Origin of the sequence: Actinomadura monticuli, assembly GCF_041463655.1 — a bacterium.
GTDB lineage: Bacteria > Actinomycetota > Actinomycetes > Streptosporangiales > Streptosporangiaceae > Spirillospora > Spirillospora monticuli.
This window is the reverse complement of the sequence record NZ_JAXCEI010000003.1, coordinates 118860-144756: the sequence shown is the minus strand read 5'-3', so window position 1 is coordinate 144756 and position 25897 is coordinate 118860. Positions and strand designations below refer to the sequence as shown.

The following is a 25897-nucleotide window of genomic DNA, read 5'->3' as shown; positions in this document are numbered from 1 at the left end:
CCTCGGAAAGGAGGCGCACGACCATGACCACCGATCTGCGCCCCAGCCGGAACGGCCCGCCGCCGCACTCGCCGGCGAAGGCCCCGCCGGGCCCCGGCCGCAGCTGGCGGACCCGACTGGCCAGGCTCGATGTGAAGGGCGCACCCTACGCCTTCATCTCGCCGTTCTACATCGTCTTCCTGATCTTCGGCGCGTTCCCGCTCGTCTACACGCTCTGGGTCTCCCTGCACGACTGGGAGCTGGCGTCCGGCACGCGCAAGTTCGTCGGGCTCGACAACTACGACTACCTGCTGTCCGACGCCGACTTCTGGCACGCGACGGTCAACACCCTCGGCATCTTCGCCGTCTCGACCGTCCCGCAGCTGCTGCTCGCGCTGCTGGTCGCCAACGCGCTGAACCGGCGGATGCGGCTCCCCACGCTGTTCCGGATCGGCATGGTCGCGCCGCTGGTCACCTCGACCGCCGCCGTCGCGATCGTCTTCACCCAGATGTTCGACACCGACTGGGGCATGGTCAACTGGGTGATCGGGCTGGTCGGCATCGACCCGATCCACTGGCAGAGCAGCCGCGGCTGGTCCTGGATCGCGATCGCGATGATGGTCGACTGGCGGTGGACCGGCTACAACGCGCTGATCTACCTGGCCGCCATGCAGGCGATCCCGAAGGACCTGTACGAGGCCGCCGCGATCGACGGCGCCTCCAGGATCCGGCAGTTCTGGCAGATCACGGTGCCGATGCTGCGGCCCACGATCATCTTCACGGTGATCATCTCCACGATCGGCGGCCTGCAGCTGTTCACCGAGCCCGTCCTGTTCAGCGTCGGCACGCCGAACAAGATGGACGGCGGCCCGATGCACCAGTTCCAGACGATCACGATGTACATGTACGACAACGCGTTCGGCCATGACCGGTACGGCTACGGCGCGACCGTCGCCTGGGCGCTGTTCGTGATGATCATCGTGTTCTCCCTGATCAACTTCCTGGCCGTGCGGCGTACGGGAGGCACCAAGTGACCACGCTCCTCGCAGGCCCCGGCGGGCGGCCGAACGCCAAGCACGCCGCCGCGCGGCCCGGCCGGTTCCGCGGCATGTGGAACGCCAGCCCGCTGACCTACCTCACGCTGATCGTCGCGCTGGTGCTGTCGATCTTCCCGATCTACTGGATGATCATCGTCGCGACCCGCACCAACAGCGTGGTCGCCGACGTCCCGCCGCCGCTGCTCCCCGGCGCGCACGGCACCGACAACGTGGGCCGGCTGTTCGACAACCCGGAGGCCTACTTCGCCAAGGGCCTGCTGAACTCGGCGCTCGCCTCCGCCGCGGTGACGATCTCCACGGTGTTCTTCGCCTCGCTGGCCGGCTTCGCGTTCGCCAAGCTGCGCTTCCGCGGCAAGAACGCGCTGCTGCTCACCATCATCGCGACGATGATGATCCCGGTGCAGATGGGCATCATCCCGCTCTACATGATCATGGTGAAGCTGGGCTGGACCGGCCAGCTGCAGGCGGTCATCGTCCCGTTCCTCGTCACCGGGTTCGGCGTGTTCATGATGCGCCAGTACGCCGACCAGGCCGTCCCGGACGAGCTGATCGAGGCGGCCCGCGTCGACGGGTGCACCACGTTCGGCATCTACTGGCGCGTCGTGCTGCCCGCGCTGCGTCCCGCCGCGGGCGTCCTCGGCCTCTTCACGTTCATGCAGACCTGGAACGAGTTCATGTGGCCGCTCGCGGTCCTGCAACCCGACAACCCGACGGTGCAGCTGTCCATCAACAACCTGGCGAACGCGTACTTCAAGGACTACACGCTCATGTTCGCCGGGACCAGCGTGGCCATCCTGCCGCTCCTCGTCGTGTTCATCATTTTCGGCCGCCAGATCATCGGCGGAATCATGGAAGGTGCTGTGAAGGCGTGACCTCCCTACAGGACGACACCAGCGCGGCTCCCGCCGCACCTTTCCCGACCGGGTTCCGCTGGGGGGCCGCCACCGCCGCCTACCAGATCGAGGGAGCCGCCGGGGAGGACGGGCGCGGGCCGTCCATCTGGGACACCTTCTGCCGCACGCCGGGCAAGGTCCTCAACGGTGAGAACGGCGACGTCGCCGTGGACCACTACCACCGGTTCCGCGAGGACGTGGCGCTCATGTCGAGCCTCGGCCTCACCGCGTACCGGTTCTCCGTCTCCTGGCCCCGGGTGCAGCCCACCGGGGCCGGGACCTTCAACCCCGAGGGCCTCGACTTCTACCGGCGGCTGGTCGACACGCTGCTGGAGGCCGGCATCGAGCCGTGGCCGACCCTCTACCACTGGGACCTCCCGCAGCCGCTGGAGGACAAGGGCGGCTGGCCCGAGCGGGAGACCGCGCACCGGTTCGCCGAGTACGCGGCGCACGTGCACGCCGCGCTCGGCGACCGGGTCCACCACTGGACGACGGTGAACGAGCCGTGGTGCGCGGCGTTCCTCGGCTACGCGTCCGGGGAGCACGCGCCCGGACGCCGCGACTCCGCCGCGTCGCTGCTGGCCGCGCACCACCTGATGCTCGGCCACGGCCTGGCCGTGGAGGCCATGCGGGCGCGCCGGCCCGACAACAGGTTCGGCGCCGCCGTGAACCTCTACGCGGTGTCCCCGGCGACGGACGACCCCGCCGACGTGGACGCGGCGCGCCGCATCGACGGGCTGCAGAACCGGCTGTTCCTCGACCCGCTGCTGCTCGGCCGCTACCCCGACGACGTCCTCGCCGACACGTCCCGCTACGGGTTCACCCCGCCGGACGCCGACCTGGCCGTCATCAACCAGCCGATCGACCAGCTCGGGATCAACTACTACTCGCGGCACACCGTCGCCGGCACGCCCGGCGAGGCGACGCAGACGGCGTCGTCGCCGTTCTCGACGCACTCCCCCTGGGTCGGCAGCGACCATGTCCGGTTCGTCCCGGCCGGGCGCCCCGTCACCGGGATGGGCTGGGAGATCGACGAGCGCGGCCTGTACGAGGTGCTGACCCGGCTGCACCGCGAGTACCCGTCCCTCCCGCTCTACATCACCGAGAACGGCGCGGGCTACGACGAGACACCTGGCGCCAATGGCACGGTCCAAGACGCCGGGCGGATCGCCTACCTCGACGCGCATCTGCGCGCCTGCCACGACGCCATCTCCGAGGGCGTCCCGCTGGGCGGTTACTTCACCTGGTCCCTGCTGGATAATTTCGAATGGGCTTGGGGTTATTCGAAGCGCTTCGGGCTGGTCCACGTCGACTACGCCACGCAGCGCCGGGTGCCCAAGGACAGCGCGCACTGGTACTCCGGGGTGATCCGGCGGGGCGGGCTGCCCGAACGGGCCTGACCCGGGGGACGGTGGACGGACGGACGAAGGGGGCTGGATGACGGGCAGGAGCACGCGCCCGACACTGGAAGAGGTCGCGGCACGGGCCGGGGTCGGCCGCGGCACGGTGTCGCGCGTGGTCAACGGCTCGCCGCGGGTGAGCCCGCAGGCCCGGGAGGCGGTGCTGCGGGCGATCGAGGAGCTCGGCTACGTGCCCAACCGGGCGGCCCGCACCCTCGTCACCCGCCGCACCGACACCGTGGCGCTCGTCGTCGCCGAGTCGGACCAGCGGCTGTTCGGCGAGCCCTACTTCGCCGGGATCATCCGCGGGATCAGCCAGGGGCTCGGCGACACGGGGCTCCAGCTCCTGCTCGCCCTCGCCCGCTCCCCCGCCGAGTACGGCCGGCTGGAGGAGTACCTCACCACCCAGCACGTGGACGGGGTGCTCCTCACCTCCCTGCACGCCGAGGACCCGCTGCCCGCGAAGCTGGAGGCCAACGGCGTGCCGACCGTCCTCGGCGGCTGCCCGCCCGGCCTGTCGCCGGTCAGCTACGTCGACGTCGACAACCGCAGCGGGGCCCGCGAGGCCGTCAGCCACCTGATCTCCGGGGGCCGGCGGCACATCGCGACCATCGCGGGCCCCCAGGACATGGGCGTCGGCATCGACCGGCTGGCCGGCTACCGGGAGGCGCTCGCCGACGCGGGCCTGCCCGAGTACGTCGAGTACGGCGACTTCGGCGAGGCCAGCGCGATCGCCGCCGCCGAGAAGCTCCTCGCCACCCAGCCGGGCCTGGACGCGGTGTTCGCGGCCAGTGACCCGATGGCGTTCGGCGCGCTGCGGATCCTGCACCGGCGGGGGCGGCGCATCCCGGACGACGTCGCGGTGATCGGGTTCGACGACTCGGCCGCCGCGCCGCTGGCCGACCCGCCGCTCAGCACCGTCCACCAGTCGCCGGAGGAGATGGGCGTGGAGATGGCGCGGCTGCTGGTGTCCCGGATCCGCGGCGAGACGGTCGACGACCCGGTGGTCATCCTGCGGCCGCACCTGGTGCTGCGCGAATCGGCCTGATCTACGATCGTCGGATGGGGTACGAACCGTCCGCCGATGAGCTCGTCCATCTGAACCGCTGCGCCGAGCTGGCCGCCGAGGCGCTGGAGGCGGCCGACGAGCCGTTCGGGTCGGTGCTGGTCGCCGCCTCCGGGAAGGTCCTGTTCGAGGACCGCAACCGGGTGGCGGGCGGCGACCAGACCCGCCACCCCGAGTTCGAGATCGCCCGCTGGGCGGCGGCGAACATGACCGTCCGGGAGCGCGCGGACGCGACCGTCTTCACGTCCGGCGAGCACTGCCCGATGTGCTCGGCCGCGCACGCCTGGGTCGGGCTCGGCCGCATCGTGTACATCATGTCGTCGCGTCAGCTCGTCGCCCTGCGCACCGAACTGGGCGTCCCGCCCGGCCCGGTCGCGCCGATCCCGATCCAGGAGGTCGCGCCGGGCGTCCCGGTGGACGGCCCGGTCGCCGCCCTCGAAGCGACCATGCGCGAGCTGCACACCCGCGCCCGCACCTGAGGGCGGCGCCGTCTCACCTCCGGGTCAGCGCCTCCAGCCGTTCGACGGCGGCGCGCCAGTCGTCCGGCAGCCGGCACCGGGTCGCCCGGTGCCCGCCATAAGTGAGGGTGTAGGTGAAGTGGTCGGCCACCCGGCACCCGGCCTGCGACGACCCGGTGGTGACCACGCGGCCGAGCGCGTCCCGCAGGCCGCGCATTTCGCCGTCCTTCACCGTTATGCTCTTGCCGTTGACGAGCGCGGAATTCGAATTCCACACGGTGACGTTATCCCGGATTCCGGCGAATCCGCCGGTGCGCTCATAGGTGACCAGCACGTCGGGCCCGGTGAAAGCGAGCATAGACGCCTCCTTTCCATGCGGGCCGCCACTTAAATCAAGTCTGCCCAATCGTGCAATGCGAGTTGCCGCGATTTGACCGCGCCATGTGATATCCCGTCCCGCTCACCGGGAGCCGCGCCCCGGCCCCGCCGCGCGAGCCGCCGATGATGGACCATGCAGTGCGCTCACCAGGCCATCGCCAACCTGATCTACCGCTACGCCGAGTGCGTGGACAACGCCGACTTCGCGGGCATCCGCGACCTGTTCGCCGACGCCGCCTTCACCGGCAGCGGCGGCACCCTCCACGGCGGCGACGCGATAGCCCGCATGTTCGAGAAGACCGTGATCGTCCACCCCGACGGCACCCTGCGCACCAAGCACGTCACCACGAACCTGGCCATCGAGGTCGACGAGGAAGCCGGCACCGCCACCTCGAAGGCGTACTACACCGTCCTCCAGGCCGTCCCGGACCTCCCCCTCCAGCCCATAGCCTGCGGCACCTACCACGACTCCTTCGAGCTCCACGAGGGCCGGTGGCGCTTCGCGGAGCGCCGCATCACCCTCGACCTCACAGGCGACGTGACCCACCACCTCCGCAAGCCCGAAGCCCTCCCCGCCCACGCCCGCCCAGCCTGAGCCACCCCGCCCCACGGCGACGAACGCCGAGTGCGCACGATCGCCTCGTCCGGCGTCACTCAAGGATGCGGAGATGATGGCCCGGGACTACATCAGGCTTGCGCTGGATGTTGAGGGATGACAAGCACGCGGCAGCGCGTAGGCCGGGAAGTGGTCGGGCGGGGGGCGTGACAAGCGGTCATCATCCGCCTGAGCCGGTCCTGCGGCGCCTCGCTTGATCAGTGGACTGTTGGCACGCATGGATGGCGTCCTTTGCAGCGGACTTGCGGCGGAGCGGCCCGCCCCGGCGGAACCGGGGCGGGCCGGGGCTTTCATCGGGTGAGGGAGAAGGTGCTCAGGCGGGTTTCGCCGGTGAAGACCAGGTAGACGTCGTGCACGCCCTGGACGTTTCCGAACTGTGCGCTGATCTCCTTGTAGGTGTACTTGTCGCCGGTGGCCGGGACGTTCAGGGTTCCGGCGACCGAGCCGTCGGGACGGTCCAGGCGAACCTGGATCGTCGTCGTCGACATGCCCGCGACGCGAGCGGTGATCGTGCCGGTGGAGCGGCCGAGGTCGGCGTCCGCGAACTTCAGCCAGGAGTTCGCCGCGCCGGCCACCGCGTCGCCCTTCACCTTCGTCTCGTCGACCACCTGGATGCCGTTCTGGTCGTCGAAGTCGGCGGCGCGGGTCGGTGTGGACAGGTCCCGGTCGGGGATCTGCTCGCCGCGCACGCTGAGCGTCGCGCGCTGCCGGATGTCGGCGGACGAGGAGCCGATCAGCAGGTCCTGCCTCGACTTCTCGACCGTCCACTTGTTGCGGGTGACGTCCCAGACGGCGAGGTCCGAGGCGGCGAGCCGCAGTGTCGCCGTCACCGTCTTCCCCGGGGCGACGTGCACCTTGTCGAAGGCGCGCAGCGCCTTCAGCGGCTGCTTCACCCGCGACTTCTGCTGGTGCGTATAAAGCTGGACGACCTCGTCACCGGCCTTCTTGCCCGTGTTGGTGACGGGCACGGTGACGGTCACCGTTCCGTCGCGTCCCACCGAATGGGTGCTCAGCCGCGGCTTGCCGTACCGGAACGTGGTGTAGGAGAGTCCGTACCCGAACGGGTAGAGCGGCTTCCCGTTGAAGTACTGGTACGTCCGGTCCGACTTGATGATGTCGTAGTCGAGGATGTCGGGCAGTTGCTGCTCGGAGCGGTACCACGTCTGCGGAAGCTTTCCTGACGGGCTTTCGTCGCCGAACAGGATGGACGCCAGCGCGTTGCCCGTTTCGGCGCCCGCATGGCTCGTCCACAGGATCGCCGGGACGTTCTCCTGCTCCCAGGTGAGCGTCGTCGGATAGCTGTTCTCCACCACGACGACCGTGTTCGGGTTCGCCTTCCGGACGGCCTTGATGAGTTCCGACTGCCCTTTGGCGAGCGCCATCGTGGTGCGGTCGTGGTCCTCGCGGCCGTTGATGAACGGCATGCTGCCGACCACGACGACGGCGGAGCCGGCGCCCGTCACGGCCTTGACCGCCGATTCCACACCGCTGCTGATGACGTCCTTGGCGAAACGGGAAGCCCCGTCCTTGGTGGTGAGGACGAGCGTCCCGTCGTCCTGTGCCTTCACGTACGTCTTGGCCGGGTCGGCCCAGTCGTACGCCTTCTCGTAGCCCGCGTAGCGGAGGAGGTGGTCGCCGTCGTCCTGCTTCTCCAGCTTGAACATCTGCTGGACGAACCATCCGTTCGGCTGGTCCTGGTCGTTGGCGAACGTGTCGCCCCAGTTGTAGCGGCCGACGGTCTTTCCATTGGCGGCGTTGCGCAGCGTCACGATGCCCTGGCCCCAGTCGAACACGTCGAATTGGGCCGTCGCGTCGGAGGCCGATGCCGGGCCGGTCTTCAGAACGGCGCCCGCCCCCGTTCCGCCCGCGATGTACTTGCCGGTCGAAACGTCCTTCAACGCGATCCGGTCGACGCCCTCGCTGGAGGTCACCGAACCGGCCCGGTTCCTGATGCCGTCCAGCGGAGTGACCTTGTACGGCAGCGAACCCGAGTACCAGTCGGTGTAGAGGGTGTCGGAGAGCGGCCCGACGACCGCCACCTTCCCGGACGGGACGGGCAGCGTGGCGCCCCGGTTCTTCAGCAGCACCATCTGTTCGGCCGCGGCCTTCCGGGCGAGCGCGCGGTGCGCCGGGCTGTCGACCACGTCCTTGGTGATCTTCCCGTAGCGGCCGCCGCCCGGGTCGAACTCGCCGAGCCGCACCCGGATGCTCAGGATGCGGCCCACCGCGCGGTCGATGTCGGACTCGGCGAGCAGCCCGCGCGCCAGCGCGTCCTTGACGGCGCTGACGGTGATGGACGAGTTGGTGTCGTCGGTCGTGAAGCTGTCCACGCCCGCCTTCACGATGGCCGCGTCACCGGAGGCCAGGTCCGGGTAGTACTTCTGCGAGTTGACGATGTTGTTGGGCGCGCCCGCGTCGGTGACGTTGAACAGCGTCCGGTCCGTCCACGAGCGGACGAGGTCCCCGGCGTCCGGCGTGACCGTCGCGGGACGCCCGTTGACCAGGTTGTACGACGTCATGATCCCGGTCGCGGCGTCCCGCGAGAGCGGGATCCTGAACGGGGCCTCGTCGTACTCCTTCTTCACCCGGGGACGCAGGCTCGACGACGTCTGGTCGCGGCGGATCTCGTTGTTGTTGGCGACGTAGTGCTTGAGCACGGGCGCGGTCTTGAGGCGGTCCGGGTCGTCGCCCTGCATGCCGTGCCCGTAGGCGGTGGCGAGCAGGCCGGTGAGCAGCGGGTCCTCGGAGTAGCCCTCCTCGTTGCGGCCCCAGCGCGGGTCGCGCAGCAGGTTGACGACGGGCGCCCACAGTTGCAGGCCCCACACGTCGGGGTCCTCGCTGTTGTAGCCGCGGGCCTCGTCGCCGACGGCCGAGCCGACCCGCTTCAGCAGCGCCGGGTCCCAGGTGGCGCCGAGCCCGACCGACTGCGGGAACACCGTGCCCTTGGCGGTCACGACGGCGCCGCCGTTGTGGACGTCGGTGGACCAGGCGACGCCGTGCAGCGCCTCGGTGCCGGTCTTGAACCGGCCGATGCCGAGCCGCGGGATCGCGGGCTGGTACTGGTGGAGCAGGGAGATCTTCTCGTCGAGGGTGAGGCGGCCGAGCAGGTCGTCCACCCGGGCGTCCGCGGACAGGCCGGGGTCGCGGAACGGGTAGGTCTCGCGGGCGGCGGCGGGGGCCGCCCACGCGAGGGGGGCCGCCAGCGCGGCGGCCAGGACGAGGGTCAGCGACCGGCTGCGCCGGCCGGGGGAACGGGGGTTTCGATGGGGTCTGTTCACCGATTCTCCTCTGGACTTGCCCCCGAATGACGTATCGAAGCGCTTCGATGACGGGCCGCGAAAGGCCCCGGGCCCTCCTTGTCGTCGGTGTCAGTGAGCGGCGGGCGCGCTGCTGGCGCGCCGGGTCAGGGTGGGCGGGAGCAGGGTCGCGGCCGGGACGGGGGCGCCGTCGAGCTTGGCCATCAGCAGGTCGACGGCGCGCCCGCCGACCTCCTCGGCCGGGATCGCGACCGACGACAGCGGCGGCTCGGCGTGCTCGGCCATCTCGTCCGGGCACATCGCGACGACGGACACGTCCTCGGGGACGCGCCGCCCGGCCGCGCGCAGCGCCCGCACGACCGTGCCGACGACCGGCTCGTTGTGGACGAGGACGCCGGTCAGCCCGGGGCGTTCGGCGAGCAGCCGCGCGACCAGCTCGCGGGCGGCGTCCGCCGTCGCCTCGCACGGATGGACCTCGCCCTTCAGGCCGTGCGAGGCCACCGCCGAGGCGAACCCGTCCGCGACGCGCTGCGCGTAGCCGGTCTGCCGGGCGTACACCTCGGGCGGCGAGCCGATCAGCGCGATCTCGCGGTGCCCGAGCCCGGCCAGGTGCTCGACGCAGACGGCGCCCGCGGCGTGGAAGTCGAGGTCGATGCAGGTCAGGTCGCCGGCGTCGGCGGGGAACCCGATGAGCACGCTCGGCCGGTCCAGGGAGCGCAGCAGCGGCAGCCGCGGGTCCTCCATCTGGACGTCCATGACGATGAGCGCGTCGACGAGGGCGCTGTCGGCGACGCGGCGCAGACCCTCCTCGCCCTCCTCCTGGGTGAGCAGCAGGACGTCGTGGTCGTGCCGGCGCGCGGCGGTCACCACCGACACGGCGAACTGCATGACGACGGGCACCGCGATGCCGGAGCGCAGCGGGATCATCAGCGCGAGCACGTTGGACCGGCTGCTGGCGAGCGCCCGCGCGCCCGCGTGCGGGCGGTAGCCCAGCTCGCGGATGCTCTCCCGGACGCGCCGCCGCGTCTCCTCGGAGATGGAGCGCTTGCCGCTCAGCACGTAGGAGACCGTGCTCGGCGACACTCCCGCGTGCCGCGCCACATCAGTGATCTTGACCACGGACCGTCCCGTCGGCGTCGAAGCGATTCAAAGCGGACTCGATGCTAGCCGCGGCGGGGGCGGCCGGACGCGCCGGCGCGGCGGTCCGTCCGCCGCGATGACCGCGAGCGCCGCGGCGGCGAGCAGCCCGCCGGCGAGGGCCGTGCCGCGCACCCCGGTCACCGGCAGGAGCGCGCCGCCGAGCAGCGCGCCGCCCGCGATGCCGACGTTGAACGCCGACGCCGTCCACGCCGAGGCCACGTCGGTGTCCCCGGGTGCCGACTCCAGGACCCTGGCCTGCATCGCGGTCACGAACGCGGGCAGCCCGAGCCCCAGCAGGACGAGCCCGCCGACCGCCGGGACGGCGGCCGTCCCGAACGCGAACAGCAGGAGCATTCCGGCCGCCAGCACCCCGGTCGCCGCGCCGAGCAGGGCGCGCGGGCCGCGGTCCACGACGAGACCGGCGATGAGCAGGCCGGTGATGTCGGCGACGCCGTTGGCCAGCAGCAGCGGGCTGATCGCCGCGTCGGGGAAGCCGCTGACGCCGGTCAGGAACTCGGTGATGTAGGTGAAGCAGGCGAACACGCCGCCGACCGCGAGCATGACCGCGGCCATGAGCAGCACGAAGCGGCGCGCGTCCGGGCGGGTCGCGGGGACCGTGCCCGCGCCGCCGGTGCTCCCTCCCGGCAGCAGCGCGGCGACGGCCGCGAGCGACAGCAGGCACAGCGCGCCGAGCGCGGCGAACGACGCGCGCCAGCCGGCGGCACGGCCGAGCCAGGTGCCGAGCGGGACGCCGAGGACGACGGCGAGCGACCCGCCCGCGAACACGTAGGCGGCGGCCCTCCCCCGCCGCTCCGGCGGGAACAGCCCGGCCGCCGCCACCGCCGCGACCGGCCAGAACACGGCCTGCGAGAGCGCGGTCACCAGCCGGGTGCCGAGCAGCGTCCCGTAGCCGGGGGCCGCCGCGGCGGCGAACGACATCACGACGAACAGGAGCATCACGCCCGTCAGCAGGCGGCGGCGACCCATCCGGGACGTCATCCGCACGAGCGGGACGGACACCACGGCGATCACGATCCCGTAGCCGGTGACGAGCATGCCGACGGCCGACGGGGAGGCGTCCAGGTCGTCCGCGATGAGGCCGAGCAGCCCGATCGGCAGGCTCTCGCTCGACACGAAGCAGAACGCGGCGAGGGACAGCGCCAGCACGGCCGTCCGTGCCCGTGCCGCGCTCATGGGCTCCCGCGACGTTCTGCGATGGTGTCGCGGTACCAATGGGCGCTGTCCTTCCACGTGCGTTTCCCCGTGGTGTAGTCGACGCGGACGAGGCCGAAGCGCTTGGAGTAGCCGTAGGCCCATTCGAAGTTGTCCAGCAGCGACCAGGCGAAGTAGCCGCGGACGTCGGCGCCCGCCTCGCAGGCCCGTTCCACGGCCGCGATGTGGTCGCGCAGGTAGGCGATGCGCCGGTCGTCGCGGACGCGGCCGTCCGCCACTTCGTCGTCGAACGCGGCGCCGTTCTCGGTGACCATCAGCGGTGTGTGCGGGTACTCGCGGTGGAGCCGGAGAAGGAGTTCCTCCATGCCCGTCGCGTCGATCGGCCAGCCCATCGCCGTGTAGGGGCCGGGCTGCTCGGCGAACTCGACGCGGTCGCAGCCCACGAACGGCGACGCCGCCCCCTGCCGGTGGCCGTCCGCGTGTGCGCGCGGGGACACCCCGTCCCAGTCACGGACGAGGGTCGGCGAGTAGTAGTTGACACCGAGGACGTCCAGGGGCGCGGCGATGATCTCCGCGTCGCCGTCGCGGACGAAGCCCCAGTCGGTGACGGACGCCGTGTCGTCCAGCAGGTCGGCGGGGTAGCCGTGGCCCAGCATCGGGTCGAGGAACACGCGGTTGGCAACCGCGTCCACCCGCCGGACGGCCTCGGCGTCGCCGCGCACGTGGTGCAGGTTGAGCGTGACCGAGTGCCGCGCGGACGGCGCGGACACGCCGCGCAGCGCCCGCACGGCCAGCCCGTGCGCGAGGTTGAGGTGGTGGGCGGCGGCGAGCGCGGCGGCCGGGTCGGTGCGGCCGGGGGCGTGCACGCCGGACGCGTAGCCGAGGAACGCCGAGCACCACGGCTCGTTCAGCGTCGTCCACGTGTGGACGCGGTCGCCGAGGACGCGTCCGACACGCTCGGCGTAGTCGGCGAACCGGCGGGCGGTGTCGCGCTCGGGCCAGCCGCCGGCGTCCTCCAGGTGCTGCGGGAGGTCCCAGTGGTAGAGGGTCGCGACCGGGGCGATGCCGTGCCGGAGGAGCTCGTCGACCAGGCGGGAGTAGAAGTCGAGGCCCTTCCGGTTCGGCGTGCCGTCCGGCAGGACGCGCGACCAGGAGATCGAGAACCGGTAGGCGCCGATGCCGAGGGCGGCCATCGTCGCGATGTCCTCCGGCCACCGGTGGTAGTGGTCGGTGGCGACGTCGCCCGTGTCACCGTCGAGGACCTTGCCCGGCGTGTGGCTGAACGTGTCCCAGATGGACGGCGCCCGGCCGTCCTCCTGGGCGGCGCCCTCGATCTGGTAGGCGGCGGTGGCCGCGCCCCACAGGAACCCTTGCGGGAACCCCATCAGCTCTCCTCTTCCAGTGTGATGACCAGTTCATCACCGGTCGCCTTGACGAGAACGCCGTGCGGATGGTCCGAACGCTCGCCGCCCTCTACGGCCGCTACGCGCGCGTTGACGAGAAGGACGTTCCAGGCCCCCTCGCCCGTCACGCGCACGTTTTCACCGTTTCTCACCGTCGTGAAGGCGATGTCGCCGACCTGCGTGACGACCGAGGCCCCGTCGGACGGCTCGTAGACGCGCAGGGTGACGCCGTCCGCATGGTCGTAGTCGGGACGGTCCTCCACCGCGCCCTCCGGAATGACCGCACCCGGCCGGACGAGCAGCGGCACGCTGTCGAAGCCGTGCCGTTCACGCACCCACCGGCCGCCCTCCACGCGTTCGCCGGTGAGGTAGTGCGTCCACACGCCCGCCGGGACGTAGTAGGAGATGTCACCGCCGGACGAGAACACGGGCGCCACAAGGAGATCGTCACCGAGCATGTACTGGCGCTCCAGGTGCGTGCACGCGGGGTCGTCCGGGAACTCGACGACCATCGCCCGCATCATCGGCAGCCCTTCCCCGTACGCCTGGCGGGCGGCGCCGGACAGGTACGGCATGAGCCGCATCTTCAGCCGGGTGAAGTCGCGCAGGACGTCCACCGACTCCTCGTCGAACAGCCACGGCACCCGGTAGGAATGGCTGCCGTGCAGGCGGCTGTGCGACGACAGCATCCCGAACGCGATCCAGCGCTTGAACAGCGCCGGATCGGGCGTCCCCTCGAACCCGCCGATGTCGTGGCTCCAATAGCCGAACCCCGACGCGCCCAGCGAGAGCCCGCCGCGCAGGCTCTCCCCCATCGCCTCGAACGTCGATTCGCAGTCGCCGCCCCAGTGCACCGGGAAACGCTGCCCGCCGACCGTCGCGGACCGCGCGAAGACCACCGCCTCGCCTTCGCCCCGCTTCTTGCGGAGCAGATCGAAGACGGTCCGGTTGTAGAGGTAGGTGTAGTAGTTGTGGGCGCGTTCCGGGTCGGAGCCGTCGTGGTAGACGACATCGGTCGGAATGCGTTCCCCGAAGTCGGTCTTGAAGCAGTCGACGCCCATGTCCATGAGCGCTTCCAGCTTGCCCGCGTACCATTCCCGCGCCTCGGGATTGGTGAAGTCCACCACCGCCAGGCCGGGCTGCCACTTGTCCCACTGCCACACGCCGCCGTCCGGGCGCGTCAGCAGGTAGCGGCGCGAGCGCCCCTCCTCGAACAGGGGCGACCGCTGCCCGATGTACGGGTTGATCCACACGCAGATCCGCAGCCCGCGCTCACGCAGCCGCCGCAGCATTCCCGCGGGGTCGGGGAAGACCCGCGGATCCCATTCGAAGTCGCACCACTGGAACTCGCGCATCCAGAAGCAGTCGAAATGGAACACGCTGAGCGGCAGGTTCCGCTCCGCCATCCCGTCGATGAACGACGTGACGGTCTCCTCGTCGTACGACGTGGTGAACGACGTCGACAGCCACAGCCCGAACGACCAGTCGGGAAGCCGCGCGGGCCGCCCGGTGAGCGCCGTGTACTTGCGCAGGATCTCCTTCGGAGACGGCCCGTAGATGACGAAGTACCGCATCGACTGGCCTTCGACGCTGAACTGCGTCCGCGCGACGGCCTCCGACGCCACCTCGAACGACACGCGCCCCGGATGGTCGACGAACACGCCGTACCCCGCGTTTGTCAGGTAGAACGGCACGTTCTTGTACGCCTGCTCGCTGGCCGTGCCGCCGTCGGCGTTCCACACGTCCACCGACTGGCCGTTCTTCACCAGCGGGCCGAACCGCTCGCCGAGCCCGTAGACGAAATGGTCGACGCCCAGATCGAGCTGCTCGCGTACGTAATGCCGCCCGTCGCTCGTGTCGATGACGGCCTGCGCCTTGGGCGGACTGCCGGTCAGCCGGCGTCCGTCCGCGAGGAAGTCGACGCTCCATTCCCGCCCGCGCCCGACCCGCACCGACAGCGCGCCGGACGTCAGCGTCGCCGCCTCGTCATCGACCGAGACCTCGCCGCCCGGATCGGCGGCCAGCTCGAACTCCGGACCGCGCCGCCGCTCCCCCGCGAAATGCGTGAGGGTGACGCCGACGACGTCCGGCATCGGCGACTCGCATGTCACCGTCACCACCGGCCCCTTGAGCAGATCGCCCCGGTGCCGGATCCGCTGGACGGGCGCGTGCACCGTGAACGAGTGCGCCCCGGCGTCGACGTCGAGGACCTCCACCGGATGGAACGCCTGCACACCCGCGCGCATCATCCAGTACCCGTCACTGAACTTCATTACTTCATGGCCCCCGCTGTCAGTCCGCGCGAGAGAGTGCGCTGGAAGATGAGGAAGAAGACGACGGTCGGGAGGAGGCCGAGCAAGGAGGCGGCGCTGGACATGGTGGCGTCCATGAGGCGCTGGCCCTGCAGCACGCCGAGCGCGACCGAGACCGTCTGGTTCTCGTTGGAGATCAGGAAGGTCATGGGGATCAGGAACTCGTTCCAGGTCCACACGAAGAAGAAGACGAGCAGCACCGACAGCGTCGGGCGCACCACCGGGACGACCACCCGCCACAGCACCTGCCAGCGGCCGGCGCCGTCGATGCGGGCCGCCTCCAGCAGCGGGCGCGGGAACGCCGCCAGCACCGACGACAGCAGGTAGGTGCCGAAGGCCGCCTGGATGACCGTGAACACGATGATCACGCTGAGTCTGGTGTCGTACAGGCCGACCTGCTTGGAGAGGTAGTACAGCGGGTAGACGAGCGCCTCCTGCGGCACCGTGTTCGCCATGAGGAGCAGGACCAGCACCCACATCCGGCCCTTGATGCGGCCGACGCCGAGCGCGTAGGCGTTCAGCACCGACAGCAGCACGGCGAGGACGGCGACGGACCCGCTGATCAGGACGCTGTTCAGCAGGACGTGCCCGAAGTCGGTCCGCTCCCAGAACGCGCGGACGGCGTCCAGGTTGAACCCGTCCGGCGGCGCCAGCGGGCTCTTGGAGGTGTACTCCTCCGGGGTCTTGAACGCGTTGAAGACCACCACCGCGAACGGGATCAGCATCACGCCCGCGAACGCGGTCAGCGCCACCAGCACCGCGTAGGCGGACGGCCCCCGCCGGCGGCGGCGCGGCGCGGTCCGGCGGTCGCGCGGCGGCGCGCCCGCCTTCCCCGTCAGTGTCGCGGTCATCGCTCCTCCCCCAGTTCACGTCCCTGCATGCGCAGGAAGACGACGGTCAGCGCGATGATGACGAGGGTCAGCACGGTCGCGATCGCGGAGCCGTAGCCGACGTCCGACTTCTCGAAGAAGTGGACCCACGAGTAGTACGCCGGGACGTTCGTCGCGCCGCCCGGCCCGCCCTTCGTCAGGACGAAGATCTGCGCGAACGCCTTCAGCGCGGCGATCGTCGTCCACAGCAGCACCACGAAGATCTCCGGGCGGATCTGCGGGATCGTGATGTGCCAGAACCGGCGCGGCCAGGCGGCGCCGTCGATCTCCGCGGCCTCGTACAGCGACGGGTCGACCCGCTGCAGCCCCGACATGAAGACGACCAGCGGGAACCCGATCTGGATCCAGACCATCACCCCGATGACGCTCCACAGCGCGGTCGCCGGGTCGCCGAGCCAGTCGTGCGCGAGCGAGCCGAGCCCGACCTTGCCCAGCAGCGCGTTGACCGCGCCGTTCTCGGGGGCCAGCAGCCAGCTCCACACCACGCCCGCGATGACGATCGGCAGCACCTGCGGCAGGTAGACGCAGGCGCGCAGGACGCTCGCCGCGCGCGCCCCGAAGTGCCGGCCGATCAGGTCGGTCAGCGCGGCGGCGAGCACCAGCCCGATCATCGTCGGGATGATCGCCATCCCGAGGATGACCAGGGCGTTGTGCCCGAACGACGCCCAGAACTCCTCGTCCCGGACCAGCTCCCGGTAGTTGCCGAGCCCGATCCACTTCGGGGAGCCGACGCCCGTCCACTCGGTGAGGCTCGTCCCGACGTTCATCAGGAACGGCACGCCGATGACGGCGGTGAAGAGGAGCAGGCCGGGGAGCAGGTAGGGCAGGTAGCCCCACTGCTCCCGCGACCGGCCGCGGACCTGCGCCGTCACTTGGGCAGGCCGTCCTCGTACGCCTTCTGGACGTTGCCGAGCACCTTGCCGGGCGACTCGCCGTTCATGAGCTTCTGCACCTGCGACACCCAGACGTCGTAGAAGCCGGCGACGGGCCAGTCCGGGTAGTAGGCGAGGCCGCCGGACCGCGCCAGCCCGTCGAAGTCGTCGATGAGCTTCTTGGCCTTCGGCTCGGTGATGGCGGACGGGGCCGCCGCGACCGGGATGCCGCCCGCGTTGCCGAGGAGGTTCTGCGCCTTCTTCTTCATCGTGATGTCGATGAAGTCGTAGGCGAGCTGCTTGTTCTCCGACCCCTTCGGGACGACCCACAGGTTGCCGCCGGAGCCGAGCGTCATCTTGGCGCCGGGCCAGACGGCGGTCTCCCAGTCGAACTTGGCCTCCGCCGCGACCCGGCCGAACCACCAGCTGCCGGAGAACATCATCGGGTACTTGCCGCTCATGAAGGCGACGCCCGCGTCCTCGGCCTTGAGGCTGACCGTGTTCTTGGCGATGTAGCCCTTCTTCACCCAGTCGGCGAAAGTGGCCGCCCCGGCCGTCCAGGCCGCGTCGTGGAAGTCGACCTTGCCGGTGTAGCGCTGGAAGGCGCTCACCCAGTTCTGGTCGGCCTTGTCCAGGGCGAGCTGGTAGACGAACTGGTGCGCGATGTACTCGGCGCCCGCGTTGGTCAGCGGCGTGACGCCCTTCGCGACGAACTCGTCCATGGCGGCGACGAGCTCGTCATAGGTCTTCGGGATCTCGACGTCGTTCTTCTCGAACAGGTCCTTGTTGTAATAGACCTGCAGGTACTCGGCGTAGTTCGGGATCCCGAACCACTTGTCGCCGCCCATCGTGCCCTTGGCGTCGTACTTGGCGGTGACCTGGACGTTGGGGCTGATCAGCTTGTCCCAGCCGCGCTTGGTCGCCTCGGAGGTCAGATCGGTGAGCAGGCCCTGCTTGGAGAGGAGGCCGGCGGTCGCGTTGCCCTTGTTGTACTCCATGACGTCGGGGGCGCCCTTGGAGTTCAGCACCATCGGCGCGGTCTTCTGGATCTGCTCGAAGCCCTTCTCCTCGAACTTCACCTTCACACCGGGGTGGGTGGCCTCGAACTCCTTGACGGCCTCGTTCCACGCCTTGCCCATGGCGCTGTCCGGGGCCTCGTAGTGCCAGAGCTTCAGCTCCTTGCCACCGGAGCCGCCGTCGCCGTCACCGCCGCACGCGGTGAGCGACAGCGCCGCCGCGGCGAGGGCGGCGAGCACGGCGGCGCTCCTGCCTGCCTTGCTCATGAGGATCATGGGGATCATGGGATTCCTCCGGGGGTGGGACCGCGGTGCCGGTCGAGAGGTTGTCGAAGCGCTTCGATTGCCCGGATGGTAAGCCCTCGACCAGGGGCGAGACAATAGGGCGCCCGGCACCGATTCCCCCATATCAGCTCTGACCTGCGCGAACAGGCTGGGAGCGCTCCCATATCGGGCGGTCAGCCGCCGCACGCGCCGCCGTTCAGGGTGAACCTGTCCGGCGCGCCGTTGGCGCCGTCCTGGCGGCCGAGGAACCCGAACTCGGCGGTGCCGTGCGGCGGGATCGACCGGTTCCAGTCCGCCGCCGTCACCGTGACGGACGAGCCGTCCTGCGCCTGGCTGCCGTTCCACAGCTGGGTGATCTCCTGGCCGTCCGGGAACTCGAAGCCGAGCCGCCAGCCCTCGATCTCGCCGTCGCCCAGGTTGGTGATGCGCACCGTCGCCTGGAAGCCGTCCGGCCACGTCCCGTCCACCCGGTAGGAGACCGAGCACGCGGACGCGGCGGTCCGCGTGGGCGACGGGCTGCCGGACGGCGGCGACGCCGCGGTCCGGTCGGACGAGTCGGGCGCCAGGGCGGCCAGCACGACGGCCACCAGCGCCGCGGCGCCGATCGCGGCGGCGGCGATGACGAGCGGCTTGCGCGGCGACGCCGCCGGGGCCTGCGCGGGCGGGGTCCGCGCGGGCGGGAGGACCGCGGGCGGTTCCGGGGGCGGCGGCTCGTCCAGGACGCGCGTCGGCTGGTGCTCGCCCTCCGGCACGTCCGGGACGTCCGCAACGTCCGGCACGTCCGGCACCCGGCGGTCCTGCTCGGCGGGAAGGTCCGGGGGCAGCTGCGCCAGCTGGACGCCGGCGGCGTCCGCCAGCACGCGCGCCACCTCGCGGGCCGAGGGCCGGGTCTCGGGGTCGTCCAGCAGGCAGTCGCGGCGGAGGCCGGCGACCTCGGCGGGGACCTCGGAGCCGCCGGCCAGGCACTCCCGCAGCACCACGCCCAGCGAGTAGATGTCGGCGGCCGGGGTGGGCGGCGCGCCGGCCGGCAGTTCGGGGGCCACGTAGGCGGGCGTGCCGAGCAGGGGGCCGCCGGGCGTGGACGGTCCGGTGAAAGCGATGCCGAAGTCCAGGACCTTCACGCCGACCGGGGTGAGGAAGACGTTCGCGGGCTTGACGTCGCGGTGGACGATCCCGGCGGCGTGGGCGGCGGCCAGCGCGTCGGCGACCCGGGCGCAGATCCCGGCCGCCTCCCGCCACGGCAGCGGCCCGCGCGACAGCCGCGCCGCGAGGCTCTCCCCCTCCAGCAGCTCCATGACCACGTACGGGACGGAGCCCTGCTCGCCGTAGTCGTGCTCGCCGTAGTCGTGGACGCCCGTGATGCTCGGATGGGTGAGCCCCGCCGCGGCCTTCGCCTCCTGGCGGAGCCGCCGGGTGAACTCCTCCGGCCAGCCCTCCTTGGGCACCTTGACGGCCACGGCGCGGTCGAGCACCAGGTCGACCGCGCGCCACACGGTCGCCATGCCGCCGGTGCCGAGGGGCCGCTCCAGGCGGTAGCGCTCCCCCAGGACGTCTCCCGGGGCGACGGTCTCGGGCATGGACGCAGCCTATGCCGACTCAGGGCACGAGGTACCGGGTGTCGCGGGCGTCGGTGATCGCCATGTGGCCGGGCGCGTGCCCGATGGCGAGCTTCGGGCGGGACGCCATCACCGCCGCCTGCGGGGTCACCCCGCACGCCCAGAACACGGGGATCTCGTCCACCCGGATCTCGACCGGGTCGCCGAAGTCGGGCGCGGCCAGGTCGTCGATGCCGAGTTCGACGGGGGCGCCGACGTGCACGGGCGCGCCGTGGACGGACGGGTAGCGCGCCGTGACGCGCACGGCGTCCGCCACCTGCGCGGCCGGGACCGGGCGCATCGAGACGACGAGCGGGCCGCCGAACCCGCCCGCGCGGCGGCACATCCGGTTCGTCCGGTACATGGGGACGTTCCGGTTCTGCTCGATGTGCCGGACGGGGACGCCCGCCTCGCGGAGGGCGTCCTCGAACGTGAAGCTGCACCCGATGAGGAACGAGACGAGGTCCTCGCGCCAGTAGGGGGTCGCGTCCGCGACCTCGGCGACCGGTTCGCCGTGCTCGTAGACGACGTAGCCGGGCAGGTCGGTGCGCAGGTCCCCGGCGAACAGCGAGGCGGACGTCCCACCGGGTTCGGTGACGTCCAGGACCGGGCACGGCTTGGGGTTGCGCTGGGCGAACAGCAGCAGGTCGTAGGCGTCCTCGCGCGGCACGCCGATGAGGTTCGCCTGCGTCCAGCCCGCGCACCAGCCGGACGTGGGGACGCGCAGGCCGGCCCGGAACAGCGCGCGGGCCTGGTCCGGGCCGAGGGCGCCCGGGTCGATCGGTGCGGTCATGGTCGGTCCTCTCCGAGGTTCGGGGCCGGGTGGGGCCGGAAGCGGAGCCGCTGCCCGGGGCGGGCCTGGGCGGCGCGTCCGATGTCGGCGGACGCGACCACCGCTATGACGGGATACCCGCCGGTCAGCGGATGGTCGGCGAGGAACAGCACGGGCTGCCCGGACGGCGGCACCTGGAGCGCCCCGGCGACCGTCCCCTCGCTGGGCAGTTCGCCCCGGCCGGCGCGCACCGCCAGGTAGCTGCGGAGCCCGGCGGCGGGGACGCCCATGCGGAGTTCGGCGCCGTCCGGTACGTGGAACACCGAGAAGCAGGCTTCGGGACGCCCGCCGACCAGCAGCCGGGCGGGCGCGCCGGTCACCGACGCGAAGAGGCCGCCCCGGCAGCGGACGCGCAGCCCGCCGAAGGCGACCTCGGTCGCCGCCGCGCCGGGCGGGTTGCCCACGGCGCGGTGGGCGAGCCGCAGAGAAGCCGGGTCCGCGGCGCCCGACACCCCCACACCGAGCGCCGCGTGACCCGGTCGTCCCAGGTCCTGGACTATCGCCAGCGGCCCTGTCTGCACAACGTCCAGGCCCCGCTTCATGGTTCCCGCTCGACGAAACGAACGGTGACTCCGGGGCGGAGCAAGGCGGGCAAGTCGCGGTCGAGGTCCCAGAGGACGGCCTCCGTCCGCCCTATGAGCCGCCAGCCGCCCGGGGACTCGACCGGGTAGACGCCGCTGAAGCGCCCGGCGAGGCCGACCGCGCCCGCCGGGACGCGGACGCGCGGGAGCTGCGCTGCTACCTGGACGACGCGGAGGCGCAGCTCACAAAGGCCTACCGCGACAAGGAGTGACGCGGCCGGAGCCGGGCGCGGCTACGGTGCGTAGTTCATGACGTGGTCGTGCAGGAGCTGCGGCGCCTCCGGGTCGCCCCGGCGGAACGCCTCGATCAGCTCCGCGTGCTCGGCGGACTTGGAGTAGATCTCCGTCTGGTGCAGGCGCAGGGACAGGGTCGTCCACAGCTCGATGCCGAGCCCCTCCCAGACCGAGACGAGCAGCCGGTTGCCGGCGGTCTCGACGATCTCGCGGTGGAAGGCGATGCTGAGCCGCATCTGCTCCTGCAGGTCGCCGTCCCGCGCGGCGGCGGCGAGCCGGTCGTTGTGCTCCTCCAGGGCGTCCACGCAGCCGGCGAGGCGGGGCAGCGCCAGCTCGACGGCGGTCCGCTCCAGCCCGGCCCGGACGGGGAAGATCTCGGCGAGGTCGCGCTCGGTGAAGTCGCGGACGCGCGCGCCCCGGTTCGGCAGCGACTCGATGAGCCGCTGCGCCTCCAGCTGGCGGAGCGCCTCGCGGACGGGGCCCTGGCTGACGCCCAGCTCGGCGGCGATCCGGCGTTCGACGACGCGTTCGCCCGGCTCCCACCGGCCCGAGCTGATGCCCTCCACGATGAACTCCCGGATCTGGTCGGCGAGTCCGGTGCGGAGCAGCTGGGCGGGCGTGTTCACGAAACTCGATCGTAGCGCCACGATGGGTAAGTACCTCGTGATGGGGTAGGCGAATCCTGACTCCGTGGAATATGATCGATCATAGATCAATGATGATCGGGAGTGTTGTGGGGATCCTACGACGCTGCCCCGGACAGAGGAAGGTCGCCGATGGCTGAGACCGTCAAGGCCGCTCCGGCGCGAGGCCGGAGAACGCGCGGCGAGGACGCGGAGCCCGGGTCCGCCGCGACACCGCCGAAGGTCCCGGCGGAGGACGCCGAGACGCTCGTCGGCTACTACCGGCAGATGCTGCTGATCAGGCGGTTCGAGGAGCGCGCCGCCCGCGCCTACACCGAGGCGAAGATCGGCGGTTACTGCCACCTGAACCTCGGCGAGGAGGCCACGGTCGTCGGGCTGATGGCCGCGCTGCGCCCCACGGACTACCTCTTCACGAACTACCGCGAGCACGGCTACGCCATCGCCAAGGGCATCGGCGCCGACCGGGTCATGGCCGAGCTGTACGGCCGCTCCACCGGCGTGTCCAAGGGCTGGGGCGGGTCGATGCACCTGTTCGACTTCGAGACGCGCCTGCTCGGCGGGTACGGCATCGTCGGCGGGCAGCTCCCGCTCGCGACCGGCGCGGCGCTCGCCGTCTCCTACAAGGGCGGCGACGAGATCGTCATGTGCCAGATGGGCGACGGGACGGCCGCGATCGGCGCGTTCCACGAATCGCTGAACATCGCCGGCCTGTGGGACCTCCCGATCGTCTTCGTCGTGATCAACAACGGCCTGGGTATGGGCACCACCGTGGACAGGTCCAGCGCCGAGCCCGAGCTGTACAAGCGGGGCGCCGCCTATCGGATGGAGAGCGCCCGCGTGGACGGGGCCGACGTGGTCGCCGTGCGCGACGCCGCCCGCGTGGCCGTCGAGCGCGCCCGGTCGGAGAGCAAGCCGTACCTGCTGGAGACCCTCAGCCCCCGGCTCAAGGGCCACTCGGTCGTCGACCCGGCCCGCTACCGGTCCAAGGAGGAGAAGGACGCCCTGAAGGCGGCCGACCCCCTCGCCAAGATGGCACTGGACCTGGAGGAGGCCGGCGTCCTCTCGCACGAGGAGCGCGACCGGCTGGACGCCGAGGTCACGGCCGAGGTCGACGAGGCCGCGAAGTTCGCCGACGAGAGCCCGGCGCCCGAGATCTCCACGCTGTTCGACTACACCTACGCGACCCCGGTCGCGGGCGACCTGCGCCGGTTCCCCGCCGACCCCGTATTCCGCTCCTGAGAGGCACCCCCGATGGCAACCGTGACCTACCGCCAGGCCCTCCGGGACACGCTCCGCGCCGAGATGCTGCGGGACGAGAACGTCTTCCTGATGGGCGAGGAGATCGGGCTCTTCGAGGGCTCCTACAAGATCACCGAGGGGCTGCTGAAGGAGTTCGGCCCGAAGCGGGTCCGCGACACCCCGATCGCCGAGGAGGGCTTCGTCGGCGCCGCGATCGGCGCCGCGATGCTCGGCCTCCGCCCGGTCGTCGAGATCATGACGATCAACTTCTCGCTGCTGGCGCTGGACCAGATCGTCAACCACGCCGCGAAGATCTACGGGATGTTCGGCGGGCAGGCCAGCGTCCCGATGGTGATCCGGACCCCGGGCGGCGGCGGGCAGCAGCTCGGCGCCACCCACTCGCAGAACGTCGAGCTGTTCTACTCGTTCATCCCCGGGCTGAAGGTCCTCGCGCCCTCCACGCCCGCCGAGGCGTCCGCGATGCTGAAGGCCGCGATCCGCGACGACGACCCGGTGCTGTTCCTGGAGAACCTCGCCCTCTACAACACCAAGGCCGAGATCCCCGGCGCGATCGAGGACGTCGAGCCCGCCGAGATCGGCCGCGCCGGCGTCACCCGGGAGGGCACCGACATCACGATCATCGGCTACTCCCGAATGGCGCGCGTCGCCGGCGAGGTCGCCGAGAGGCTGGCCGACGAGGGCGTGTCCGCCGAGGTCGTCGACCTGCGCAGCCTCCGCCCGCTGGACCGGGAGACCATCGTCGAGTCCGTCCGCAAGACGGGCTGCGCGGTCGTCGCCGAGGACGACTGGCTGACCTACGGCATCGGCGCCGAGATCGCCGCGACCATCCAGGAGGGCGCGTTCGACTGGCTGGACGCCCCGGTCCGCCGCGTCGCGATGGCCGAGGTGCCGCTCCCGTACGCCAAGTCCCTGGAGTCGGCGGCGCTGCCGTCCGCCGACTCCCTGCTCACCGCCGTCCGCGACACGCTCCGCGCGACCGGCCACGAGTCCGCCCGGGGGGCGACCCCCAGACCCCCGCAGCGCGATCCTCACTCCGCCAGTGCTCCGCTGCGGTCGCCTGAATCGATGGAGACCGTTTCATGACCGACATCCTCATGCCGCGCCTCTCCGACACCATGGAGGAGGGCGTCATCAGCTCCTGGCAGAAGCAGCCGGGGGACGAGGTCTCGGTCGGCGACGTCATCGTCGACATCGAGACCGACAAGGCGGTCATGGAGTACGAGGCCTACGAGGCCGGCGTGCTCGAGGAGATCCTGGTGCCCGAGGGCGAGTCCGCCGCGATCGGCGCCCCGATCGCCAGGATCGCGCCGGCCGGCGGCGGTGCCGCGCCGGCGGAACCGGCCGCCAAGCCCGAGCCGGAGCCCGCTCCCGCCGAGGCCAAGCCCGAGGCCGAGTCGGAGGCCAAGCCGGCGCCGGCGTCGGCCGCGGAGGCGCCCGCGCGGGCGCCGGAACGTTCCGCGGCGTCGCGCCCGCCGTCCTCGCCGCTGGCGCGGCGGCTGGCCCGCGACCACGGCATCGACCTGGCGACGCTGAACGGATCGGGTCCGGGCGGGCGCATCGTCCGCGCCGACATCGAGGCCGCGATCCGCGGCGGAGCCCCGGCCGAGGCGCCGGCCGCTCCCGCGGCCACCCCCGCACCCGCGCCGCCGGCTCCGCCCGTCCAGGCCCGCGCGGAGGACCCGGACGTCGAGGCCGTCCCGCTGAACCGCTTCCGCAAGGTCGCGGCCAAGCGGCTGACCGAGAGCAAGCGCGACGCGCCGCACTTCTACCTGAACCGCGAGGTGGACGCCGAGGCGCTGCTGGCGTTCCGCGGGACGCTGAACGAGGCGCTCGCCCCGGCCAAGGTCAGCGTGAACGACCTGATCGTGAAGGCGGTCGCGACCGGGCTGCGCGAGCACCCGGCGGTGAACGTCTCCTACACCGAGGAGAACCTGCTCTTCCACAAGCGCGTCAACGTCGGCGTCGCGGTCGCGGTCGAGGACGGCCTCGTCGTGCCCGTCGTCAAGGACGCGGACCGCAAGAGCGTCTCCGAGATCGGCCGGGAGGCCCGCGAGCTCGCCGGCCGGGCGCGCGACGGCAAGCTCTCCCTCGACGAGATGAGCGGCGGCACGTTCAGCGTCAGCAACCTCGGCATGTTCGGCGTCGACTCGTTCTCCGCGGTGATCAACCCGCCGGAGGCCGCGATCCTGGCGGTGGGCGCGATCCGGGACGAGCCGGTCGTCCGCGACGGCGAGGTCGTCCCCGGCAAGCGCATGGCGGTGACCCTGTCGGTCGACCACCGCGCCACCGACGGCGCCACGGCCGCGAAGTTCCTGGACCACCTGGCGAACCTGCTCCAGAACCCGCTCCTCATCGTCGCCTAGCCCGGCGCGCCCGCAGGGTCCCCCGCCCGTCCGGCGAGGGGCCCTGCGGCATGTCCGGCGATGGCCGTATCCGGCCACCGGGCGAGGCCGACCAATCAGGACGGGCGCGGCGCGCGAAGTAGTGGCGGGCATGGCGAAGAGACCGGTCGATCCGGCGTCGCGGCAGACGCAGCCCAGCGCCGATGGAACGGC

General features: G+C 71.6%; 22 protein-coding genes and 1 pseudogene. 9 read left to right on the top strand and 14 right to left on the bottom strand.

Annotated features, from left to right (window positions below):
* Positions 1-23 precede the first annotated feature (23 nt).
* The 5 genes from SM611_RS07225 to SM611_RS07205 all read left to right on the top strand — a co-directional run bounded on the left by SM611_RS07225 (position 24) and on the right by SM611_RS07205 (position 4875).
* Positions 24-1013, top strand: a complete 990-nt coding sequence (locus SM611_RS07225) for a carbohydrate ABC transporter permease (protein WP_371948206.1) — start codon at positions 24-26, stop codon at positions 1011-1013.
* Between the two features lie 74 nt (positions 1014-1087).
* Complete coding sequence (locus SM611_RS07220; RefSeq protein WP_371948721.1) at positions 1088-1909, top strand: carbohydrate ABC transporter permease; 822 nt, start codon at positions 1088-1090, stop codon at positions 1907-1909.
* Positions 1906-3330, top strand: a complete 1425-nt coding sequence (locus tag SM611_RS07215) for a GH1 family beta-glucosidase (RefSeq protein WP_371948205.1) — start codon at positions 1906-1908, stop codon at positions 3328-3330. The genes SM611_RS07220 and SM611_RS07215 overlap by 4 nt, the downstream gene beginning before the upstream one ends.
* Before the next feature lie 37 nt (positions 3331-3367).
* Positions 3368-4378, top strand: coding sequence for a LacI family DNA-binding transcriptional regulator (locus SM611_RS07210; RefSeq protein ID WP_371948204.1), 1011 nt, complete (start codon positions 3368-3370; stop codon positions 4376-4378).
* Between the two features lie 14 nt (positions 4379-4392).
* A complete protein-coding gene (locus SM611_RS07205; RefSeq protein WP_371948203.1) occupies positions 4393-4875 on the top strand; it encodes a nucleoside deaminase in 483 nt (160 codons plus the stop codon).
* Between the two features lie 13 nt (positions 4876-4888).
* On the opposite strand, the gene SM611_RS07200 is transcribed toward SM611_RS07205, so the two are convergent.
* A complete protein-coding gene (locus tag SM611_RS07200; RefSeq protein WP_371948201.1) occupies positions 4889-5212 on the bottom strand; it encodes a hypothetical protein in 324 nt (107 codons plus the stop codon).
* Positions 5213-5365: 153 nt separating this feature from the next.
* Here SM611_RS07200 and SM611_RS07195 point away from each other — a divergent pair, with 153 nt between their 5' ends.
* Positions 5366-5827, top strand: a complete 462-nt coding sequence (locus SM611_RS07195) for a nuclear transport factor 2 family protein (protein WP_371948200.1) — start codon at positions 5366-5368, stop codon at positions 5825-5827.
* A 311-nt stretch (positions 5828-6138) separates the two neighbouring features.
* On the opposite strand, the gene SM611_RS07190 is transcribed toward SM611_RS07195, so the two are convergent.
* The 13 genes from SM611_RS07190 to SM611_RS07130 all read right to left on the bottom strand — a co-directional run bounded on the left by SM611_RS07190 (position 6139) and on the right by SM611_RS07130 (position 22064).
* Positions 6139-9126 (bottom strand): glycoside hydrolase family 3 protein, encoded by a 2988-nt coding sequence (locus tag SM611_RS07190; RefSeq protein ID WP_371948199.1) that lies wholly within the window; start codon positions 9124-9126, stop codon positions 6139-6141.
* Between the two features lie 90 nt (positions 9127-9216).
* Positions 9217-10224: a LacI family DNA-binding transcriptional regulator gene (locus SM611_RS07185; protein WP_371948198.1), complete on the bottom strand. Its 1008-nt coding sequence runs from the start codon at positions 10222-10224 to the stop codon at positions 9217-9219.
* A 27-nt stretch (positions 10225-10251) separates the two neighbouring features.
* Entirely contained in the window at positions 10252-11439 is a 1188-nt protein-coding gene (locus tag SM611_RS07180; RefSeq protein ID WP_371948197.1) for an MFS transporter, read from the bottom strand.
* Entirely contained in the window at positions 11436-12803 is a 1368-nt protein-coding gene (locus SM611_RS07175) for a GH1 family beta-glucosidase (RefSeq protein ID WP_371948196.1), read from the bottom strand. The genes SM611_RS07180 and SM611_RS07175 overlap by 4 nt, the downstream gene beginning before the upstream one ends.
* Positions 12803-15094 carry an alpha-xylosidase gene (yicI, locus tag SM611_RS07170; protein WP_371948195.1) on the bottom strand — a complete coding sequence of 764 codons (2292 nt, stop codon included), beginning with the start codon at positions 15092-15094 and terminating at the stop codon, positions 12803-12805. The genes SM611_RS07175 and yicI overlap by 1 nt, the downstream gene beginning before the upstream one ends.
* Positions 15094-15984, bottom strand: a complete 891-nt coding sequence (locus SM611_RS07165) for a carbohydrate ABC transporter permease (RefSeq protein ID WP_371948194.1) — start codon at positions 15982-15984, stop codon at positions 15094-15096. The genes yicI and SM611_RS07165 overlap by 1 nt, the downstream gene beginning before the upstream one ends.
* Positions 15981-16895, bottom strand: coding sequence for a carbohydrate ABC transporter permease (locus SM611_RS07160; RefSeq protein ID WP_371948193.1), 915 nt, complete (start codon positions 16893-16895; stop codon positions 15981-15983). Before SM611_RS07160 ends, SM611_RS07165 begins: the two co-directional genes overlap by 4 nt.
* Positions 16892-18178, bottom strand: coding sequence for an ABC transporter substrate-binding protein (locus tag SM611_RS07155; RefSeq protein WP_371948192.1), 1287 nt, complete (start codon positions 18176-18178; stop codon positions 16892-16894). The genes SM611_RS07160 and SM611_RS07155 overlap by 4 nt, the downstream gene beginning before the upstream one ends.
* Before the next feature lie 191 nt (positions 18179-18369).
* Positions 18370-19773 carry a protein kinase domain-containing protein gene (locus tag SM611_RS07150; protein WP_371948191.1) on the bottom strand — a complete coding sequence of 468 codons (1404 nt, stop codon included), beginning with the start codon at positions 19771-19773 and terminating at the stop codon, positions 18370-18372.
* A gap of 19 nt (positions 19774-19792) precedes the next feature.
* Positions 19793-20584, bottom strand: coding sequence for a putative hydro-lyase (locus SM611_RS07145; RefSeq protein WP_371948190.1), 792 nt, complete (start codon positions 20582-20584; stop codon positions 19793-19795).
* Positions 20581-21165: a 5-oxoprolinase subunit C family protein gene (locus tag SM611_RS07140; RefSeq protein WP_371948189.1), complete on the bottom strand. Its 585-nt coding sequence runs from the start codon at positions 21163-21165 to the stop codon at positions 20581-20583. Before SM611_RS07140 ends, SM611_RS07145 begins: the two co-directional genes overlap by 4 nt.
* Positions 21162-21386, bottom strand: coding sequence for a carboxyltransferase domain-containing protein (locus SM611_RS07135; RefSeq protein ID WP_371948719.1), 225 nt, complete (start codon positions 21384-21386; stop codon positions 21162-21164). The genes SM611_RS07140 and SM611_RS07135 overlap by 4 nt, the downstream gene beginning before the upstream one ends.
* A 51-nt stretch (positions 21387-21437) precedes the next feature.
* A complete protein-coding gene (locus SM611_RS07130) occupies positions 21438-22064 on the bottom strand; it encodes a GntR family transcriptional regulator (protein ID WP_371948188.1) in 627 nt (208 codons plus the stop codon).
* A 150-nt stretch (positions 22065-22214) separates the two neighbouring features.
* Here SM611_RS07130 and pdhA point away from each other — a divergent pair, with 150 nt between their 5' ends.
* The 3 genes and pseudogenes from pdhA (at position 22215) to SM611_RS07115 (ending at position 25705) form a co-directional block, all read left to right on the top strand.
* Positions 22215-23321: a pyruvate dehydrogenase (acetyl-transferring) E1 component subunit alpha gene (gene pdhA / locus SM611_RS07125; RefSeq protein ID WP_371948187.1), complete on the top strand. Its 1107-nt coding sequence runs from the start codon at positions 22215-22217 to the stop codon at positions 23319-23321.
* 12 nt (positions 23322-23333) lie between these two features.
* Positions 23334-24323, top strand: a pseudogene (locus SM611_RS07120) (alpha-ketoacid dehydrogenase subunit beta); the annotation flags it as partial.
* A 98-nt stretch (positions 24324-24421) separates the two neighbouring features.
* On the top strand, positions 24422-25705 hold the full coding sequence (locus SM611_RS07115) for a dihydrolipoamide acetyltransferase family protein (protein WP_371948186.1): 1284 nt from the start codon (positions 24422-24424) through the stop codon (positions 25703-25705).
* Positions 25706-25897 lie beyond the last annotated feature (192 nt).